Source organism: Crinalium epipsammum PCC 9333, from assembly GCF_000317495.1.
Classification (GTDB): Bacteria; Cyanobacteriota; Cyanobacteriia; order Cyanobacteriales; family PCC-9333; genus Crinalium; species Crinalium epipsammum.
Genome location: NC_019753.1, coordinates 3,230,001 through 3,249,216, shown reverse-complemented (window position 1 = coordinate 3,249,216; position 19,216 = coordinate 3,230,001). Strand labels below are relative to the sequence as shown.

11 protein-coding genes, 1 rRNA gene and 2 pseudogenes are annotated in these 19,216 nt (G+C 40.4%); 10 read left to right on the top strand and 4 right to left on the bottom strand.

The features are described from left to right. Positions 1-85: 85 nt before the first annotated feature. Complete coding sequence (gene pruA, locus CRI9333_RS14210; protein WP_015203853.1) at positions 86-3,055, bottom strand: L-glutamate gamma-semialdehyde dehydrogenase; 2,970 nt, start codon at positions 3,053-3,055, stop codon at positions 86-88. A 322-nt stretch (positions 3,056-3,377) separates the two neighbouring features. Between pruA and CRI9333_RS14205 the strand changes: the two genes are divergently transcribed. The 5 genes from CRI9333_RS14205 (at position 3,378) to CRI9333_RS14185 (ending at position 9,235) form a co-directional block, all read left to right on the top strand. Continuing rightward, on the top strand, positions 3,378-7,295 hold the full coding sequence (locus CRI9333_RS14205) for a beta-propeller domain-containing protein (protein ID WP_015203852.1): 3,918 nt from the start codon (positions 3,378-3,380) through the stop codon (positions 7,293-7,295). 494 nt (positions 7,296-7,789) lie between these two features. Further along, the gene (locus CRI9333_RS14200) at positions 7,790-8,071 is read left to right on the top strand and encodes a DUF4258 domain-containing protein (RefSeq protein WP_015203851.1); all 282 of its coding nucleotides are present in this window, start codon (positions 7,790-7,792) and stop codon (positions 8,069-8,071) included. A gap of 5 nt (positions 8,072-8,076) precedes the next feature. Further along, complete coding sequence (locus CRI9333_RS14195) at positions 8,077-8,301, top strand: type II toxin-antitoxin system MqsA family antitoxin (protein WP_015203850.1); 225 nt, start codon at positions 8,077-8,079, stop codon at positions 8,299-8,301. A 113-nt stretch (positions 8,302-8,414) separates the two neighbouring features. Then, a complete protein-coding gene (locus CRI9333_RS14190; protein WP_015203849.1) occupies positions 8,415-8,723 on the top strand; it encodes a type II toxin-antitoxin system TacA family antitoxin in 309 nt (102 codons plus the stop codon). Next, positions 8,720-9,235 carry a GNAT family N-acetyltransferase gene (locus CRI9333_RS14185; protein WP_015203848.1) on the top strand — a complete coding sequence of 172 codons (516 nt, stop codon included), beginning with the start codon at positions 8,720-8,722 and terminating at the stop codon, positions 9,233-9,235. The genes CRI9333_RS14190 and CRI9333_RS14185 overlap by 4 nt, the downstream gene beginning before the upstream one ends. Positions 9,236-9,423: 188 nt before the next feature. On the opposite strand, the pseudogene CRI9333_RS14180 reads toward CRI9333_RS14185, so the two are convergent. Beyond that, positions 9,424-9,729 (bottom strand): annotated as a pseudogene (locus tag CRI9333_RS14180) (L-glutamate gamma-semialdehyde dehydrogenase); the annotation flags it as partial. 359 nt (positions 9,730-10,088) lie between these two features. On the opposite strand from CRI9333_RS14180, the gene CRI9333_RS14175 reads away from it, so the two are divergent. After that, entirely contained in the window at positions 10,089-11,522 is a 1,434-nt protein-coding gene (locus tag CRI9333_RS14175; RefSeq protein WP_015203846.1) for a sugar transferase, read from the top strand. Positions 11,523-11,572: 50 nt separating this feature from the next. On the opposite strand, the gene CRI9333_RS27400 is transcribed toward CRI9333_RS14175, so the two are convergent. Further along, positions 11,573-11,749, bottom strand: coding sequence for a hypothetical protein (locus CRI9333_RS27400; RefSeq protein ID WP_198013571.1), 177 nt, complete (start codon positions 11,747-11,749; stop codon positions 11,573-11,575). 425 nt (positions 11,750-12,174) lie between these two features. On the opposite strand from CRI9333_RS27400, the pseudogene CRI9333_RS14170 reads away from it, so the two are divergent. Further along, positions 12,175-12,615, top strand: a pseudogene (locus CRI9333_RS14170) (Uma2 family endonuclease); the annotation flags it as partial. 120 nt (positions 12,616-12,735) lie between these two features. On the opposite strand, the gene ltrA reads toward CRI9333_RS14170, so the two are convergent. After that, a complete protein-coding gene (ltrA, locus tag CRI9333_RS14165) occupies positions 12,736-14,727 on the bottom strand; it encodes a group II intron reverse transcriptase/maturase (protein WP_015203844.1) in 1,992 nt (663 codons plus the stop codon). 1,021 nt (positions 14,728-15,748) lie between these two features. Between ltrA and CRI9333_RS25780 the strand changes: the two genes are divergently transcribed. The 3 genes from CRI9333_RS25780 (at position 15,749) to CRI9333_RS14150 (ending at position 19,031) form a co-directional block, all read left to right on the top strand. Continuing rightward, positions 15,749-16,613, top strand: a protein-coding gene (locus CRI9333_RS25780; protein WP_157462327.1) for an IS5 family transposase whose coding sequence is annotated in 2 segments (ribosomal slippage) — positions 15,749-16,219 and positions 16,221-16,613 — 864 coding nt in all. Because the reading frame shifts where the segments join, the coding sequence is not laid out codon by codon here. 73 nt (positions 16,614-16,686) lie between these two features. Further along, on the top strand, positions 16,687-17,049 hold the full coding sequence (locus tag CRI9333_RS14155; protein WP_015201419.1) for a hypothetical protein: 363 nt from the start codon (positions 16,687-16,689) through the stop codon (positions 17,047-17,049). 491 nt (positions 17,050-17,540) lie between these two features. After that, a 16S ribosomal RNA gene (locus CRI9333_RS14150) occupies positions 17,541-19,031 on the top strand. Positions 19,032-19,216 lie beyond the last annotated feature (185 nt).

Genomic DNA, 19,216 nt, shown 5'->3' with positions numbered 1-19,216 from the left:
CACACACAACTTATGCAAAGCAGCTAGTAGGTTGGGTTAAGGGCAGTGCAACCCAACCTACATATCTAATATTGATAGCTAATAGCTAATCTACTCCTTCAATTGGTGCAAATCCTTGACGCTGGATATTTTCTGTAATTACACGCGGTTCTAGGAATTGTAACAGGTAGTCGGGGCCACCAGCTTTGGAACCAACACCAGAAAGTTTAAACCCACCGAAAGGTTGGCGCGATACTATTGCGCCTGTGATACCTCGATTAATATAAACGTTACCAACTTCTAATTCAGTTGATACTGTTTGGATGTGAGAAGGTGTGCGGGAATATAAACCACCAGTAAGCGCAAAGTTTGTGCTGTTGGCAATATCTAAAGCTTCATCGAAATTATTAGCGCGAATGACAGCAACGACTGGACCAAAAATTTCTTCTTGGGCAATCGTAGCATCGGGTGGTACATCTTTGAAGATTACGGGACCAATAAAGTAACCGTTATCTGGTGCAGACATTTCTAATGCTACTTGTGATTCTTTGCGCCCGGTTTCGATGTATTCACGAATGCGATCGCGTGCGTTACTATCAATTACAGGTCCTACTTGTGTACCTGGCGCTTCTGCAATATTCACGTTGAGCGATCGCGTAGCTTCCACAAACCGCTCCACAAAGGTATCATATACAGGATCGAGAACGATTACCCGCGAACAAGCAGAACATTTTTGCCCACTATAACCAAATGCGGACTGCACAACACCCGCAACTGCTTGATCTAAATCTGCACTTTCATCGACAATAATTGCATTCTTACCACCCATCTCTGCAATTACTCGCTTCATGTGTTTTTGTCCTGGTTTTAAAGTTGCTGCATCTGCATAAATGCGACAACCTACTTCTTGAGAACCAGTAAAAGCAATAATATGCACATCAGGATGGTTAACCATGTAATTGCCAACCTTAGAACCTTTCCCTGGTACAAACTGAAATACCCCTTTTGGTACTCCAGCTTCTATCAAAATTTCGCTGAATTTAGCAGCAATTACCGAAGAAACTTCCGCAGGTTTGAGTAAAGTACAGTTACCAGTCGCTAATGCTGCAACTGTCATCCCTACTGCAATAGCTAAGGGGAAATTCCAGGGAGAAATAACAACAGCAACACCACGCGGTTGATAGATATAACGGTCAGTTTCCCCAGCTATATCATATATATATCCTTGATCTAACCGTTCCATTTCGTCAGCGTAGTAGCGACAAAAATCTATCGCTTCAGAAACTTCTCCATCTGCTTCGCGCAAAGGTTTACCAACTTCTAATACCATCCAAGCTGATAACTCATGGCGCTTTTGTTCCATTAATTCTGCTGCTTTTCGCAATACACCAGCGCGTTGTCTTACTGGAGTTTTCCGCCATGCAGGAAATGCTGCTTTTGCTACTGCAATAGCTTCTTCTGCTTGTTCTACAGAAAGCTGTCCAATTTTACCAATAATTTCATCAGGGTTAGAAGGGTTAACAGAATTTACTGTTTCTGCTGTGGTGATATATTCCCCATTAATTAAAGGATAGTAGGTTTTTCCTAATTGTTGGCGAACTATGCGAAAACCTTGTTGCGCTTCTTCTCTGGCTTTGAGTTCAGCATAATCTGTATCCGCAGCGTTAGGAAATACTCTTGTAGCTTCAATTACTGCTTGCTCATTTCCTACTGGGGGTGCTAATAATTCTTCTATGGGACGTTCTTCTAAATTTTGTCGCAAGAAGGAACTATTAGCAGTATTTTCTAACAAACGGCGAATTAAATAAGCCATCCCTGGTAATAATTCACCATAAGGACAATAAACTCTAACGCGATAACCACGATCTGCTAATGCTTTTGCTAGTTTATCACCCATGCCGTAAAGCACTTGCATTTCTAAGCGGCGTTTGGGGATATTAAGGGTTTCTGCTATAGCTATAGCATAAGCTTGCGATCGCACATTATGACTCCCAATTGCAGCATATAAATACTCGTGATTTTCTAGCAACAATTGTGTGAGTTTTTCAAAATTAGCATCTGTCGCCGCTTTATCGTTATATACAGGTTGTTTCCAATCTTTTTGAATTGAATTAATTGTTTCTTGATCCCAATATGCACCTTTAACTAAGCGCACACTTACAGGATAAGCGCGTTGTTTCGCCCATGCAATTAAATCTTGTAAATCTTGCAGACTGTCGCGCAGATAACCTTGTAGAGTTACACCAATATCTGTACGGGTGCGAAACTCTTCTTCCATCAATATCTTTTTGAGGATAGCAAGAGTTAAATCCTTATATTTATACTGTTCCATATCAAAATGGATAGCAGCACCTAACTCGGCAGCGCGACGTAGTAAAATGCGGATGCGATCGCTTACTTTTTCCTCACTTCCCTTAGCATCCAACGGGTCAAACTGGGAATAAAACGCCGTTAACTTGACAGATACTTGCACTTGTGGTATAGCTTCCCCATCAGCAGCATCAATAATGGGTACTGATGACCACTTTTTCGCTACATCAGTAAGTTGCTCAATTAATTCCAGATAGCGGTTTAAATAAGATTGCGCCTCAGCTTCCGTAATTACCGCTTCACCTAATAAATCTATGGTGAAACCCATCTTATCTTTACGCAACCGCTCAACTGTTTTAATTACTTGGTTAATATTTTCCCCAGAAATATATTTATGCGCTAAAGTTTCTACGGCTGTTGATACAGTTGTAGCAGCTAACTGTCCCGGCATAGAATCAGAGTTAGCAAAATTTAGCATACCCTTTAATGCTGCGGGAAGTTCAACGGACTCATCACCTAAATATTCTTGCAAATGACGAGCAATTTCCGCCTTGCTGCGTAACGCAGGGAGACAGTCAATAAAGCGAAATAATTGCACTCGTAAACCAGGGTTACTCATCGCCCATCCGAGTAACTTATCATCCCAGCGCATTTGGTCGCCAATTTTGGCAAAAAAGGAGCGATTTTCCCGCGTAGCTGCTAAAAGTTGCTTGGCAATTTCTTGAGTTTTGGTTTCGTAGGTGTTTTTGGATATTTGTACAACCACAGCTAATACACTCCTTAATTGAGGGCGATGTTGAGAAGTTAAAGCCCTCTATATCTATTCTCTCGATTTAAGGGGTAATTAGCCTATGCTTTCAGTAGTATAAATACCCATTTCTTAGAATGGTTATTACTGATTTAAAAACTGTATCGTTGTATACAAATATTTAATTTTGAAAAAGTGTAATAAAATATGAAACATAATAGTGCGTAATAACTGATTTATGTCGAAAAATTATAAAGATTATTTTCAAAATTAATTTGCTTGCTTTCAACATTTACCTAAGTCATGGGAAAATTTATAATAATTTAATTCTTAAGGTGCAATGCCAGATAATTCCTACAAACAAAATGAATACGAAGCAAGAATTGCCCAGTTACAAGAAGTTTTGAAATCACAACAAGGGTTAGACTTGCTAATTGCTAATGTTTTAAAAGATAAGTCAAAAAAAGTACAGCAAGCAGCTTATTGGATAATTCACGGACATAAGCCTGATCTTGCTAATGCTTCTGAAGTGCGATCGCCTGTAGATCCTGTTGTATTTACTGACACAATTTCTTGTGTTGCTATAAGCCCTGATGACCAAACTATTGTAGGTGGAAGCTGGAAGACAATTAGACTATGGAATTTAAAAACTGGGGAATTAATTAATTCATTTGAGGCGCATTCTCACTGGATTTTGTCTGTTGCTATCAGTCCTGACGGCAACATCCTTGCCACAGCCAGTGCCGATCAGACTATCAAATTGTGGAATTTAAAAACAGGAAAACTTCTTCATACGCTTACCAAGCATTCAAGTTGGGTTTTATCTGTGGCTATTAGTCCTGATGGAAAAACTCTTGTTAGTGGCAGTGCAGATAAAAGTATTAAGCTTTGGGATTTAAATACTGGGAAATTTCTCCGTAATTTAAAAGAACATTCAGGAGCAGTTTGTTCTATTGCCATTAGTAGTGATGGAGAAACTATTGTTAGTGGGAGTACGGATCAAACAATTAAACTATGGAACTTAAGCAAGGGGAAATTGCTCCGTAGTTTAAAAGAACATTCAGATGCAGTTCAGGCAGTTACTATTTATCCAGATAATAATACTCTTGTTAGTGGTAGCCGTAATGGAATCATTAACATTTGGAAAGGTGATTCTGCTTCTTCCCGTAAAAGTGGTTGGAATCAAATGTTTATGTTTATTTTACTCGCTATTATTAGTAAGGTTACAACATTTGGAGTTGCTTTAATTGGTATACCGTTGTTATTTATTTTCAGGAATCTAACAGGCAATCGCCAAAAAGATTTAAATCTGTTTCCTATCTCAAACTTGAAATTAGCAGAAGATTCATTAAAATACTACAGTAGTATAAACTCGCTTGCTATTAGCCCATATTGTGAGCTACTTGCTATTGGTAGCGACGATCAATTTATCAAAATAAAGAACCAATATACAGAAAGCCCTATTAACAGCAACGCCGATTCTCCTACGTCAGTGGCAGATGGGCAAACTCTTATTACTGGTAGCAATAGCTGGGTAATGATTAGAAACCAAAAGAACCAATATACAGAAAGGTCTATTAACAGCAACTCTGCTTTTATCACATCGGTAGCCATCAGTGCAGATGGAGAAACTCTGGTTACTGGCAGCAATAACTGGGTAATGATTTGGAACCTTCTGACGGGAGAAGCTTTGCATTCCTTAAAAGGTAGCTCTTCAAGGTTAAGCAAGATATATCTTATTCCATCACAAGCACGTATTGAATTTAATCAAAGCCAAGTTTTTACGGTTAAAGGATTCGATAAAAATGGTCAAGAGTTTGAAATAGAAGAAATAACTTGGACAGCTACAGGTGAAACTATTGACACAAACGGCTTATTTGTGGCTGCTCAAACTCAAGGAGATTTTACTGTTACAGCTACAGTTGAAACTCTCTCTACTTTTGCTTCCGTAACTGTAGTTGAACCACCACGACTAGAAAAAATTGTCATTAACCCTCAACAATTAAAAATTGATTTTGGGCAAAGTCAGCGTTTTACTGTTCAAGCTTTCGATCAGTATGAAAATCCCTTTACTATTGCCCAGAGCAGATGGTTTTCTAGTAGTGGAAGTATTGATAATCAAGGAATTTTTGTAGCTAGTTATCAACAAGAGGAAGTAATTATAACTGCTACTGTAGAAAATATCAGTTCCTCTGCATCTGTTAACGTAGTTGAACCGCCAAAGCTTACAAAACTGCTAATCTATCCTCAGCAAATAGAGATGCAGCCGAATCAAAAACAAAGCTTTACAATTCAAGGTTTAGATCAGCGCGGTCAAGAAATCAATACCGGAGATATAGCATGGAATGCCACAGGAGGTGAAATTGATCAAAGTGGTAATTTCATTTCCGCTCACAATGCTAAAGGTAATTTTATAGTCACCGCCACCGCCTTTGACAAAAATATAAAAACTTTTGCTAATATCAGTATTCCTGCTTTATTAATCGGCTTAGAAATTGAGCCTAAATCAGTTACCCTTAAGCCTGATCAAAGTGTCACATTTAGCATTAAAGCTGTCGATCAGCAAGGCGACGTAATTATTCCCACTCAAATAGACTGGCAATGTACAACAGGCGGTTGGATTGATTCTAATGGAACTTTTGTAGGTGGCTACAAAAAACGCGAAGGTAATGTTACTGCCACTGTCGGAAAAATTAGTGATTCTGCCGAAGTTATTTTACTGCCAGTTTTAAGAAGATTAGAAATTTATCCCAAAAATATAAAATTACAGCCTAATGGCAGACAAACGTTTACTGTCACAGGCTTTGACCAATATGGCGATCAAATAGCAATTAATGGGGTTGATTGGAGCGCCACAGATGGAACTATATACTCTGATGGTACTTTAATTGCTTGCGATCGCGATGCTAATATTACTGTCACTGCTAGTTTAGGCAATATTACTAGCTCGGCGTTTGTAGAAGTAATTGAGCCAGCCCGACTCACAAAGCTGGTAATTTCTCCGCAGCAAGTAGAGATCACACCTGACCAATTTCAAAGCTTTACAGTTCGAGGTTTAGATCAGCGAAGTCGTGATTTTTATATTGGGCGTGTTTTGTGGGAAGCAACAGGAGGTGAAATTGACCAAAGCGGTAATTTTGTTGCTGCTCACGATGCTAAAGGTAATTTTCAAGTGAGAGCGATCGCTCTTGACCAAAATCTTAGCATTTCTGCTGATGTAATAGTCATTCCTGTTTTAAGACGCTTAGAAATTTTCCCAAAACAATTAGAAATTGAACCTAACGAAAGGTACGAATTTACTGTAAAAGGTTTTGATCAACAAGGTGATGTAATAGAACCTAGAAAAGTAGATTGGAAATGTACAGCAGGAGGTAAGATTAATCGCCAAGGAATTTTTATAGGTGGTTATCAAAATCGTATAGTAACTGTAACTGCTACTGTCGGTGAAAAAAGTGCTTCTGCTCAAGTCACTTTGCTACCAGTTTTAACACGATTAGAAATTCATCCTTCAAGACAAATAAAACTCAATCCTGGCGAAACTCAAACTTTCACTATTAGGGCATTTGACCAATATGGCAATCCGATAGAAACTGGAAGAGTATTCTGGGAAGCTACTGGCGGTGAAATTGATCAAAATGGAGTTTTCACTGCTGCTAACGATGCTCAAGGTATTTTTCAGGTTACGGCTACTGTTACTGAGAAACGAAGTTTAAAGAAAAAGCCCAAACGCTTAAATTTTTGGTTTTATTTTAAATTATTAGTAAAGATTGTTTCTTTACTTAACAAAGTCTCTGATAATTTTCTTGCTGACCAAGAAGATTCATTTGAAGCGACAGATACAGCAACAGAAATAACAGATTTAAGTATCAACGTAGAAGATGTAATTAGAAAAATTTGCATTAAGTTAATATTCCGTCTTCTATCATTCATCATTCGCTTAGGTTTAAATCAGTTAGCAGCAACTCATAGCATTACTGTTGATATTACAATATTAGCCGTTTCAAGAAGGTTAGATATTCCTCCCAATCAAGTGCAAATTGAGCCAAAAACCAGTAGCACATCTTCAACACAAATAAATAATCTGCTAACTACAGATGAAAATTTCGATAAATATGATTTTTCACCAGAACTTGAAGATGATTTTAAAGGAGAAATAGGTGAAGATAATTTTTTACCAGAACTTGAAGATGATTTTAAAGGAGAAATAGGCGAAGATAATTTTTACCAGAACTTGAAGATGATTTTAAAGGAGAAATAGGCGAAGATAATTTTTTACCAGAACTTGAAGATGATTTTAAAAGAGAAATAGGCGAAGATGATTTTTCACCAGAACTTGAAGATGATTTTAAAGAAAAAATAGACGAAAATGACGAAGATTCAGATCAAAATTATTGGTTGTCCAAACACATATTATCAACTGATGTCAAATCAATTAATGCGTCTAAACGTAATTTAAATGATAGGAAGAGCCTTAGCTACTTAAAGTATTACAATTCTTGGTTCTACAGAAGCCAATTAGTTTATGATTGCTACACACTTCAGGAATTTGGAGGGAATTACAATGATTATTTAGATTATCAGGATAATATTAGCTACTCTGAGTATTGGAAGGAAGAAAGATAAAGCTAGTTTAGTTAAGTGCGATTATGTGCGGTCGCATTTACGGCAAAATTTCAAAACTACTACAATGTTGTGGTCGAAATAATTAGTTAGGATATTATAATTTTAGGTTATGGAGATTTGAAATAAATAGTGAATGCTCAGAATTTAGTGTTTTCGCGTCATGCAATTCAACAAATGTTTTTGAGGCGAATTAGTAAAAAAGAGGTAGACTCTGTAGTTGCTTATGGAGAAGTCATAGAAGAAAATCCAGAGGATACGCCATTTCCTAGTTATCTATTATTAGATTTTGTTGACGGTAAACCAATTCATGTAGTGTTTTCCTATGATGAATCTACAGATACAGGATATGTAGTTACAGCTTATATTCCCGATCCGAATCTGTGGCGAAATAATTTTAGAAGTAGGAGATAAAGCTTATGCAATGTGTAATTTGCAAACATGGACAAACACAAGTAGGCTTAGTAACTGTTACATTAGAAAGGGATAATTCAATTGTAATTATCAAACAAGTTCCCGCAGACGTTTGTGATAACTGTGGGGAATATTATTTAAGCGATCAAATCGCTGAACAGGTATTACAAAGAGCCGAGACTGCTATTAATAATGGCGCAGAAGTAGAAATTATTCGATATGCAGCCTAATCAAGAAAATATCCTAAGTAATAATATCTGCTGTTGCTATCCATCTAGCTTATTGCTCAGTACGTCCAGTGGACGTACAATTAAAAGGTATAAGCAACTAAAAAGTATAGTTGATGAAGACTCCACAGCCCTCTAAAAACAGGGAAAAACGCACAAAATCAGAACGATTAGAAGCGCGTCTGACTAGCGTACAAAAAGAACTGTTACAACACGCGGCGGAAATTGAGGGAACAACAATAACAGACTTTGTAGTGAGAAGCGCCCAAGCACAAGCGCGTCGAGTAATAGAAGAACATACCCGCCTGCAACTAAGCTTAGAAGATAGTCAAGCATTTGTAGAAGCTTTACTGAATCCTCCTGAACCGAATGCTCGAATGATTGCTGCTGCTGCTGAATATAAAAGAGCGAACGCATCCAAATGAGTGTTCCTGACTTCAACTACATCATTGAACCTCTATCACAGCAGCACAACCGCACAAACTTTCATTGTGGAATTGAGGCGCTTGACTCTTATTTAAAAAAGCAAGCACGGCAAGATTTACGCCGCTTTTTAACAGCAGTATTTGTTTTATCTAACTTGGACTCAAACGAAATCGCAGGATATTATACCCTCGCAGCCACAGCGATTCAGTTAGCAGAATTACCATTAACTTTAACCAGCAAAATCCCCAAATATCCTCTAATTCCCGCAACATTACTAGGACGATTAGCAATTGATGAAAAGTATCAAAAAAAAGGATTAGGAACATTTCTTTTATTTGATGCTTTACAACGCAGCAAAAACAGCGAAATAGCTTCGATGGCTGTGATTGTTGATGCCAAAAATGAGCAAGCACAGCAGTTTTACGAATATCATCAATTTATTCCCTTTCCTCAGCAGCCACATCGACTTTATTTACCAATGGCAACGATTATTAAACTGTTAGGCGATTAAGTTATAACATTTAGAATAAGTATAGCTTTGAACTTCACATTATTATATTTTTATGTTAATATGTCCACTCAGACTTATCAGTAATTTACTGTTGCAAAATCTCTTCACAATTAGCCGATAAATCAGGCGAACCAGCAAATAAGCCAACTAGCGGATCAAAATTAATATTTGTTGTTTCTCTAGGTTGCGTTTCTATATATGAGCATACCCTTTAAAGCTGCTGGAAGTTCAACCGACTCATCACCTAAATATTCTTGCAAATGACGAGCAATTTCCGCCTTGCTGCGTAATGCCGGGAGACAGTCAATAAAGCGAAATAATTGCACTCGTAAACCAGGGTTACTCATCGCCCATCCGAGTAACTTATCATTCCAGCGCATTTGGTCGCCGATTTTGGCAAAAAAGGAGCGATTTTCCCGCGTAGCTGCTAAAAGTTGCTTGGCAATTTCTTGGGTTTTAGTTTCGTAGGTGCTTTTGGATATTTGTACAACCACCGCTAATACACTCCTTATTTGAGGGCTATGTTGATTATTTATAACCCTCTATATATCTATTGTCTCGATTTAAGGGGGAATTAGCATTAGCTTTCAGTAGCATAAACGTCCATTTTATCGGATTGTCGTTAATAAATTAAAATTTGTATTTTATTATACTAAACCTCAAGAATATAGCCTATTATTGTATTATAATATATAAAAGCTTTAGTGTTAACCTTATCTTTAGGTTGATTTCATGGTGATTCAAGTTAGCAAGTTTATAAAATCTAAAAACTCAACTTGCAAAGCTTTTTTGATTTTAAAGCAAGAAAAGCTAGTTTAACTAATAAAATTATTGCTATAAATAAGGAGCAAAGATGGCATACACTCACTTGAGTGAAGCCCCATTAGACTTGCGTGCCCCTGGATTTTCCAGAGTACGAAAAGGTAATTGGTGGATAAGAATAATCACTCTCGCTTTTTTTGATTATCTTAGTTTATCTGTATCCTGGCTGATAGCTGAATCTTACATTCCACCTAATGATTTTCCCTGGGATACGTCACGCAGTTCTTTTGGAATGCTGATAACTATTTTGGTTGAGATAGCAGTAATGGCAATCCAAGGACTTTATCAACCAGGGCAAAAGCGTTATGACTACTTCAATATAATCAAGTCGCTAGCTTTTGCTCATGGGTTGCTTTTAGCAATTATCCTGCTCAATAAAACAGTACAAACAGTACAATTTGAGTCCCCTTCACACTTGTTACTGCCTTGGTTTTTGAATGCATCTTGGGTATGTGCTGGCAGATTGTTTGTGAATGTTACTCTGGAATATCTACGCGATCTCCAGTTGTTTGGAAAAAATTCTGTTTTTGTTATTTGTGATCCAGAAGAACAAGCAGAATATTTTAATTTCATCAAAAAAGATAATCGCTGTAAAATTGTAGGATTTGATGGAGCTAAAGCCTTGGATAGATATACTCGCAAGGCAACGTTAGAACAACTCCATGATTTAGGTGTGACTGAAGTATTTATTTCATGGAATGCGATTAAAAACAGGATGTTTTTATGCTGGTTGTTTCACGCGGCTGGTATAACTATTCATATTCTGCCTATGGAAGTAAAACAAATTTATAGAGATATGGAGCTAAGTAAGATTGGCAGAATGCCTTGTCTGACATTTACTTGTCCATTGATTACAGGTAAAGATTTTTGGATTAAAAGAATGTTTGATTTTTGTTTTTCCAGTTTATTTATAATCTTAACTTCTCCCATTTATATAGCGATCGCTCTAGCCATCAAACTGGATTCTTCGGGACCAGTGTTTTATAAACAAACTCGTATCGGTTTGCATGGGCAAAAATTTAAAGTTTGGAAATTCCGCACGATGCGCCCTGATGCAGATAAACTGCAAAAGGAATTAGAAACTTTGAACGAAAATCAAGATGGGGTTCTGTTTAAGATGAAAGACGATCCTCGCGTCACCCGCATTGGCAAATTCTTGCGGTGTTATAGCTTAGATGAATTGCCACAAATTTTTAATGTTTTGCAGGGAGAAATGAGCTTGGTCGGGCCTCGTCCCTTAGCAACTAGAGATGTAGCAAATTTTTCAGAACGTCACTTTATCCGTCAGGAAGTTTTACCAGGAATTACAGGTTGGTGGCAAGTTTCTGGTCGGTCTGACATTATTGATTTTGACCAAGTAATGCGATTGGATCTTCACTACATTGAAAATTGGTCGCTCTGGTTAGATATAAACATTTTATTTAAGACTGTCGCTGTAGTTTTAAAAAAGCAAGGTGCTTATTAAGCATTTACTTTGTAAATTGCAAAAAAAAGGAAGAAATTCGGCTCTACCAATTATGGCATAAAATCAGGGTTAGCAAAATTTAGTATACTCTTCAAAGCTACTGGAAGTTCAACCGACTCATCACCTGAATATTTTTGCAAAGAACGAACAATTTTCAGCTTGCTGCGTAATGCAAGAAGACAATCAACAAAGAGAAATAATCGCACTCGTAAACCAGATTTACTCATCGCAATTTACTTGATATGTAATCACTTTTGGCGTAAAAAGAAAATTCATTAAGACCAGCTTTTTTTTAAGCATCAGGTATTTTATGGTTTTCTATTTTTCGCTGCTCATTATTTACAAAAAGATATTTTAAAACTAAGTTTTTCTAATCTCTACAGTTAGGATTGAAATGATATTTACTACTTTTGTCACTCAAGTTACCTATATAATCTCCCTTTAAAAACCGCCTTTTTTTAATAGAAACTTTAAATATTCTGACTGTCCAATATATTCTGAAGTCTTTAAATGAAATTATCTTCCCACCAGAAGCCAACTCTTTATAATGATGATTTAAAAAGTGCGTAGGCGGAGCAGCGTCATAGACATCGCCTATCTCCTCCCCAACCTTCTAAACTAAAAAAAGACATCAAAACTGATGGGAGGGCAAATGCAATCTTTAACCAGCGAACAGCAGCAAGCCCAGATAACAGAGAATGTGGACTGGGAACCCCCCATGCCGCCCACTGATTTAATATTCGATGATGGTGAACCCTTGGAAAGTAATCGCCACCGCATTGCCATGAATGTCCTAATTCGGTCAATGCTAACTGCATTGGCACAGCGCAATGATTACTTTGCGGGGGGAAATATGTTTATTTACTACAGTTCCGCCCAAGCAAGAAACCGCGATTTTCGAGGACCAGATTTCTTTATAGTTTTAAATGTCGATGGTAGAACCGACCGTCAAGGCTGGGTAGTATGGGAAGAAAATGGTCGCTACCCTGATGTCATTGTCGAATTAATGTCACCCTCTACAGCGCAAGTAGACATTTGCGCGAAAAAAGATATTTACGAGCAAACATTCCGCACGCCAGATTACTTTGTTTATGGTTAGGGTCGAGAGAAGTTATTACTAACCTCCCCCTCCCATCCGAAACCGTGCTTGCGACTTTCACCGCACACGGCTACTCAATGTGTCTCCCGTTGTCAGAGGGACTTCCTATTGACCTTAGTTCAGCAGCACTCGAAAAAGTTTTTCTTCTTCTTCTGTGAGGGTTTCCCCTTTTATGCCTTTCTTCCAAACTTCTGTAAAATCAAGCTTGAATTGTTCCCCAGTTTGTTTAGAACTAGGATTTTCTGAACCGTTCTTTCGTCCTAATATTACTGGAACATCGTCAACCCACTCCCATTCATTTTTATCCCATTGTTGGGCTAATTGTTCAAGGTTTTTGGAGTGTTGTTTCTTCCGAATTTCTATTAGGTCAATAGCGGTCTTTTCGTCGTGGCAGTGCCGATGCAATAGTTGTAGATTCTTCCATTCATCCCTACCGCCAAGGGCTTTAGGTATGATGTGGTCTACTTCTAAGACATCCCAATTCTGAAAGCTTAATCCGCACTTGGTACATTTACCCTTTTGTTGTTTTAACAACTTAGCCTTTCGACTTGACAATTCAGGGTGCGTTCCAACTCTTGAACTCCAATAAACTAGGTCGCCGTCGAACGGGCTTTTATCGCCTTTAACCTTGACGTATTCAGTGCTACTGCTGCCAAATTCAGAATGCGTAAGTAACCGGAGGGGGTTCGCTTTTCCCTCCTTGGTTGCGAATACCCAGTTGTTGTTGCCGATGGTCGTCCAATACTTGCTGCTTGCTTTCTTGGCATTTTTACATCGGCGTTTTGCCCATCTACGAAGTTTCAGGTATGTGAGGTAATCTTGTCGTGATAGTTCTCCGACTGTTTGTGCATCAGAGTTTGAGTAGTAAGAAGTCCATCCCCTTATTACAGGGTTAAGGTCTTTGATTAACGCCGATTGAGGCGATGACCTATGTTTTTTGATGATTCTTCCGATTTCCTCAAGGTGAACCTTACTCGCCTTCTTCGATGGGGTGATGAGAGTATTAAAACCTAATATCCTACCTTTGCTATCCCTCGTACATCGGTATTTACCAGTCGGGTATTGTTGTATGTGGTGTCCGAGGAAATCGAACCCCGCAATACCATCGTCACTCAACTCAGGATTGAGCGAATGACTTAGCCTCGTCTTTTCAGGTTTCAACTGTAAGCCAATATCACTTAACCAATTCGAGATTATATCTCGACATCTCTGGACAACGGTTTTGTTCTGATGGAATATCACAAAATCATCCGCGTACCGGATAACATCGGGTGTTGGGAATTCCTCACCCTTTTTGTGATACCAAGTTTCCCTTCCTGAGTGTGACATTCTAGGGAATTCTTGTTTTATCCTTTCTTCCATTCCGTGAAGGGCAATGTTAGCCAAGAGCGGAGAAATGACTCCACCTTGTGGCGTACCCTCAGATGTAGCAGTAAAGCTTCCTTGGTCTACCACTCCAGATTTCAACCAAGCTTTTATTTGTTGCCTGACCTTACCTTTTGTGTTCAACTTTTGGAGCAGTTTCTCATGGTTGATGCGGTCAAAGCATTTGGCTATATCCGCGTCTAGCACGTATTTAGCCTTTTGCATTATTGCTTTTTTGACTTGATTAACCGCATCGTGACATGACCTTCCTGGTCGAAAACCGTAGCTGTTTGGCTCAAAGAAAGCTTCCCATTCAGGCTCAAGGGTAGCCTTAACTACAGCTTGTAAAGCTCTGTCGTACATAGTGGGAATACCAAGCGGGCGCTTTTCGTCTGTTCCTGGTTTTGGTATCCATACCCGTCTTGTGGGTTTAGACTTGCCAGTTAGCTTTAATTCCCTTACAAGTTTTAGGCGTGCTTCTGGGGACAGTGATTTAACTCCATCCACTCCTGCCGTCTTCTTACCTTGATTTTCTTGTGTTACCCTTCGTACTGATAGAACTCTATTAGACCAAGACCTCATCAGCGTTTTTTGGAGTTTGCGTACAAGTTTGACATTGCCACAACGAGAAGCAGCATAGATACGCTTTTGCAACTTGAAGACGTATCGCTCGACTTTGCGCCAATTGATATCCTTCCATCCCTCAGTATTCAATTGTGAATCTGAATTAGGCTTATACATTGCTACTTGAATCTCTAGCGTTTACACATTGCGATTCACGTCAGCTTATCCAGGCAATTACGCCATCCCTTTTACGGCATTGCCTGTTAATTCAGGCTTGGCATTTGCTTTTTGAACCATCCCACCCTCTAAGTAGCTTCTGGTTGACTACCTACCTTACTAATTGACTTAACAAGGAGCGCACTAGAGGGTTACTTCGTTCCTGACATCCATTGATATGTTCTTTAGGGCGTGTCTCTCCACCGAGGGTCTAGGTGGTGTGCTAACTAGGTCGAACGATACTGTTAGTCCTTACCTTTGTCAGATGTTTCTGACACAGGGGTTGAGTGTTTATAGTACCCATTAGCTTATTTACCCTGTTGGATTGTTACGGTGGCTCATCGACACTTCGTTTGTTCTACCCTTGGAACATTGCTTGCGGTAGATGCTTTCAGCTATTACCATCTGAGCCGCTTTCACCCCCGCTTCATACGTTCGATAGTCATTCTTGCGTATGGGGGCAACCTGTTATTAGGTTGTCTGTGTGCTTTTAACCCCACACCAGGGCAGTAGGACTTGGTGTTTTCTGTATAGAGTTATGATGTCGGTGTAGACTTTCATCTTTTCCTCTTTGTCCCCTAACTGTCTTAGCTTGTGGCTCGGTTAGGTTTCCTCACCTACATGGATATCAAGTTGTCATTAGTAGAGGATTAAAGTGCGAACTCTACCCTGACGGGTTACTCTACTAAAGCTCTCATCCTTGAGTATTACTACCCATTTCAGAGAAACGAATCGCACATCCATTTAAACCCAGTTCTTTGCAGGGGTGGCATTTAGAGCCTATCCGAAAAATAATTTCAGTGCGATCGTGCAACCGCATTCCTAACAATTTCAAGCTGAAAGCCAGAAGAGATTGCCCGTGTCATGGCTATATAGGGCATGAAAAAGGGTAAAAAAACAACAGTCGGGAATTCTTCCCTTCACTTGCCTGTGTCAAGGCTATATAGTAGAGAGGTAAGTTAAAACATGATCGGATTTGGAAATGTCGAGGTCAGAAACACTTAAAACCAAGGAACCGCCGACTATTTGGTTTGTTAGCGATGCACTGTGGCAACAAATTGCACCCTTATTAAAAATTCCGAAACCTCGCAAAAAACCTGGTTCTCCAAGGGCTGATGATCGACGTATTTTTAATGGTCTAATTTATCTAGCGCGTACTGGTAGCCAATGGTGTGCATTACCAGCAGAATATGGGCCAAAATCGACAGCCTATGATCGTTACAGAGAATGGTTAGAATATGGATGCCTAGAAAAAGTTTGGGCGACTTTATTACAACAGTACGATCAAGTAATCGGTATTGATTGGGAGTGGCAAGCCGCAGATGGATGTATTGTCAAAGCTCCTTTGGGTAAGGTAGGAGTGGAAGGTGAAACCGAGGCAACGGGTCGCAATCCTACTGACAGAGGCAAGTGTGGTTGTAAGCGCCACTTGTTAACAGAAGGGAAAGGAGTACATGAGCGCAGTGGTTTTGAGCGGGGCAAATCGCCATGATATGAAAAAGTTAGCTGAGTTGTTAGACGCGATCGTGATTGAACGACCATCACCGCAACAGGCAGAGCAACATTTATGTCTTGATCGGGGCTATGACTATGAGCAGTGCCGTACTCAAGCTCAAAGCAATGGGTACATTGCTCATATTCCCGATACCACTCAACCTGTACCACCACCAAATGATCCAAATCGGCACCCACCTCGACGCTGGGTAGTTGAAGTGGGACATTCTTGGTTCAATCGCTTTCGGCGTTTGCTAATCTGTTGGGATAAAAACGCCGACTGCTATTTAGGGTTTGTACAATTGGCTGCAACCCTAATCATCGCTAGAAAACTATTTCCACTGTTGAGTTGACTCCTACTCATAGCCATGTTACAGGCAATATAACTAGGTTTTTGGCAGTGTTACAGTCAATTGGAAAGGAAAAATGCCCAAAGGTGGACTCAGAAGTACCAGTTGGAAACCTACTTGGAAGCATGGAGCAACCAAGACTATTCGTGTGCCGATCGCGCTAGCAGAGCAGATTTTACAGATAGCTAAACTACTTGATGAAGGACATAATATTTCCTTAAGTAGCCCTGTCACAGACAATAAGGAACAAATATCCCTGCTTGATGCTCAGACCAAAGCGATCGCAGCATCCGCTCTTTCTACAGCACTCTCTATGAAGCGAATTGCCATGCTCAAAGAATCGAAAAAACACACAAGAGCTAACAATTCCTTGATTGAGCAGTGGCGAGATGAAATAGAAGCACTTCAAAGAGCTATCGAGGTAATAGATTCTTACTAACTAACTGCCTTTATTTCCTTCATAACTTTCCTATTGTGGTCGTGCGATCGCCATTCAATTATTTTTCGGATAGGCTCTAAGCCCTTTGCTGAGTGGGGAAACTTGAAAAGCTGCCAATTGTTGGGGTAAAGACATTTTTTGTAAGTAAATCCTATATATGCTCTAATCACGGAATTGCAAGAACAAGAAAAAAATGAAGGGCGGTTGTAGGGCTTTGCCCAATTGCTTTTCAGGGTTTATAAAACAGACACTGAGAAAAATTTTCCGTCAAAGGGTTGACACATTCTCACAGAGTTGCTACATTAATAAAGCGGTCGAGAGAGGGACGCGAAAGCGAAGCACTCACGAAGCGCCTGAACCTAGAAAATTATATAGTTTGAAAGCTTTATAGCACGAAACCTCGTCAAAAAGCAATTAAGCCTCAAAGTCAATCGCTTTGAGCAAAGTGGAACTTCGGTTCCAAAGATTAAGCCGAGCAAAACTCATTACATAAAATGGAGAGTTTGATCCTGGCTCAGGATGAACGCTGGCGGTCTGCTTAACACATGCAAGTCGAACGGATGTAGCAATACATTAGTGGCGGACGGGTGAGTAACGCGTGAGAATCTGGCTTTAGGTTCGGGACAACCACTGGAAACGGTGGCTAATACCGGATGTGCCGAAAGGTAAAAGGTTTACCGCCTGAAGATGAGCTCGCGTCTGATTAGCTAGTTGGTGTGGTAAGAGCGCACCAAGGCGACGATCAGTAGCTGGTCTGAGAGGATGATCAGCCACACTGGGACTGAGACACGGCCCAGACTCCTACGGGAGGCAGCAGTGGGGAATTTTCCGCAATGGGCGAAAGCCTGACGGAGCAAGACCGCGTGAGGGAGGAAGGCTCTTGGGTCGTAAACCTCTTTTCTCTGGGAATAAGAAAGTGAAGGTACCAGAGGAATCAGCATCGGCTAACTCCGTGCCAGCAGCCGCGGTAATACGGAGGATGCAAGCGTTATCCGGAATGATTGGGCGTAAAGAGTCCGTAGGTGGTGATTCAAGTCGATTGTTAAAGAGCGGGGCTTAACCCCGTAGAAGCAGTGGAAACTGAATTACTAGAGAGAGGTAGGGGTAGAGGGAATTCCCGGTGTAGCGGTGAAATGCGTAGAGATCGGGAAGAACACCAGTGGCGAAAGCGCTCTACTGGACCTCATCTGACACTGAGGGACGAAAGCTAGGGGAGCGAAAGGGATTAGATACCCCTGTAGTCCTAGCCGTAAACGATGGATACTAGGTGTTGTCTGTATCGACCCGGACAGTGCCGTAGCTAACGCGTTAAGTATCCCGCCTGGGGAGTACGCACGCAAGTGTGAAACTCAAAGGAATTGACGGGGGCCCGCACAAGCGGTGGAGTATGTGGTTTAATTCGATGCAACGCGAACAACCTTACCAGGGCTTGACATGTCTGGAATCTTCGTGAAAGCGAGGAGTGCCTTCGGGAACCAGAACACAGGTGGTGCATGGCTGTCGTCAGCTCGTGTCGTGAGATGTTGGGTTAAGTCCCGCAACGAGCGCAACCCTCGTCCTAAGTTGCCAGCATTAAGTTGGGCACTCTGAGGAGACTGCCGGTGACAAACCGGAGGAAGGTGGGGATGACGTCAAGTCAGCATGCCCCTTACGTCCTGGGCTACACACGTACTACAATGCTACGGACAAAGGGCAGCCAACCAGCGATGGTGAGCAAATCCCATAAACCGTGGCTCAGTTCAGATTGCAGGCTGCAACTCGCCTGCATGAAGGTGGAATCGCTAGTAATCGCCGGTCAGCATACGGCGGTGAATTCGTTCCCGGGCCTTGTACACACCGCCCGTCACACCATGGGAGCTGGTCATGCCCGAAGTCGTTACCCTAACCTGTAAAGGAGGGGGATGCCGAAGGCAGGGCTGGTGACTGGGGTGAAGTCGTAACAAGGTAGCCGTACCGGAAGGTGTGGCTGGATCACCTCCTTTTAGGGAGACCAACTACAAAGTGTGAACTCACAGATTCACCCACAGTAGTCATCCCAGGTCAAGCGAGAGTTAGTCTAAAGGCTTTCAAACTATTAATGGTTCGGTTTAAACAATGTGGAAACACATCTAGCAATCTGACAATAACGAGAGTCAGCCTGCTGGATTTAATCCAGCTAGAACCTTGA

Bases quoted from the DNA above. Each gene is read 5' to 3' on its own strand.
- CRI9333_RS14205 (WP_015203852.1), top strand. From the start codon at position 3,378: ATGCCAGATAATTCCTACAAACAAAATGAATACGAAGCAAGAATTGCC.
- CRI9333_RS14195 (WP_015203850.1), top strand. From the start codon at position 8,077: ATGCAATGTGTAATTTGCAAACATGGACAAACACAAGTAGGCTTAGTA.
- CRI9333_RS14190 (WP_015203849.1), top strand. From the start codon at position 8,415: ATGAAGACTCCACAGCCCTCTAAAAACAGGGAAAAACGCACAAAATCA.
- CRI9333_RS14185 (WP_015203848.1), top strand. From the start codon at position 8,720: ATGAGTGTTCCTGACTTCAACTACATCATTGAACCTCTATCACAGCAG.
- CRI9333_RS14175 (WP_015203846.1), top strand. From the start codon at position 10,089: ATGGCATACACTCACTTGAGTGAAGCCCCATTAGACTTGCGTGCCCCT.
- CRI9333_RS27400 (WP_198013571.1), bottom strand. From the start codon at position 11,749: ATGAGTAAATCTGGTTTACGAGTGCGATTATTTCTCTTTGTTGATTGT.
- ltrA (WP_015203844.1), bottom strand. From the start codon at position 14,727: ATGTATAAGCCTAATTCAGATTCACAATTGAATACTGAGGGATGGAAG.
- CRI9333_RS14155 (WP_015201419.1), top strand. From the start codon at position 16,687: ATGCCCAAAGGTGGACTCAGAAGTACCAGTTGGAAACCTACTTGGAAG.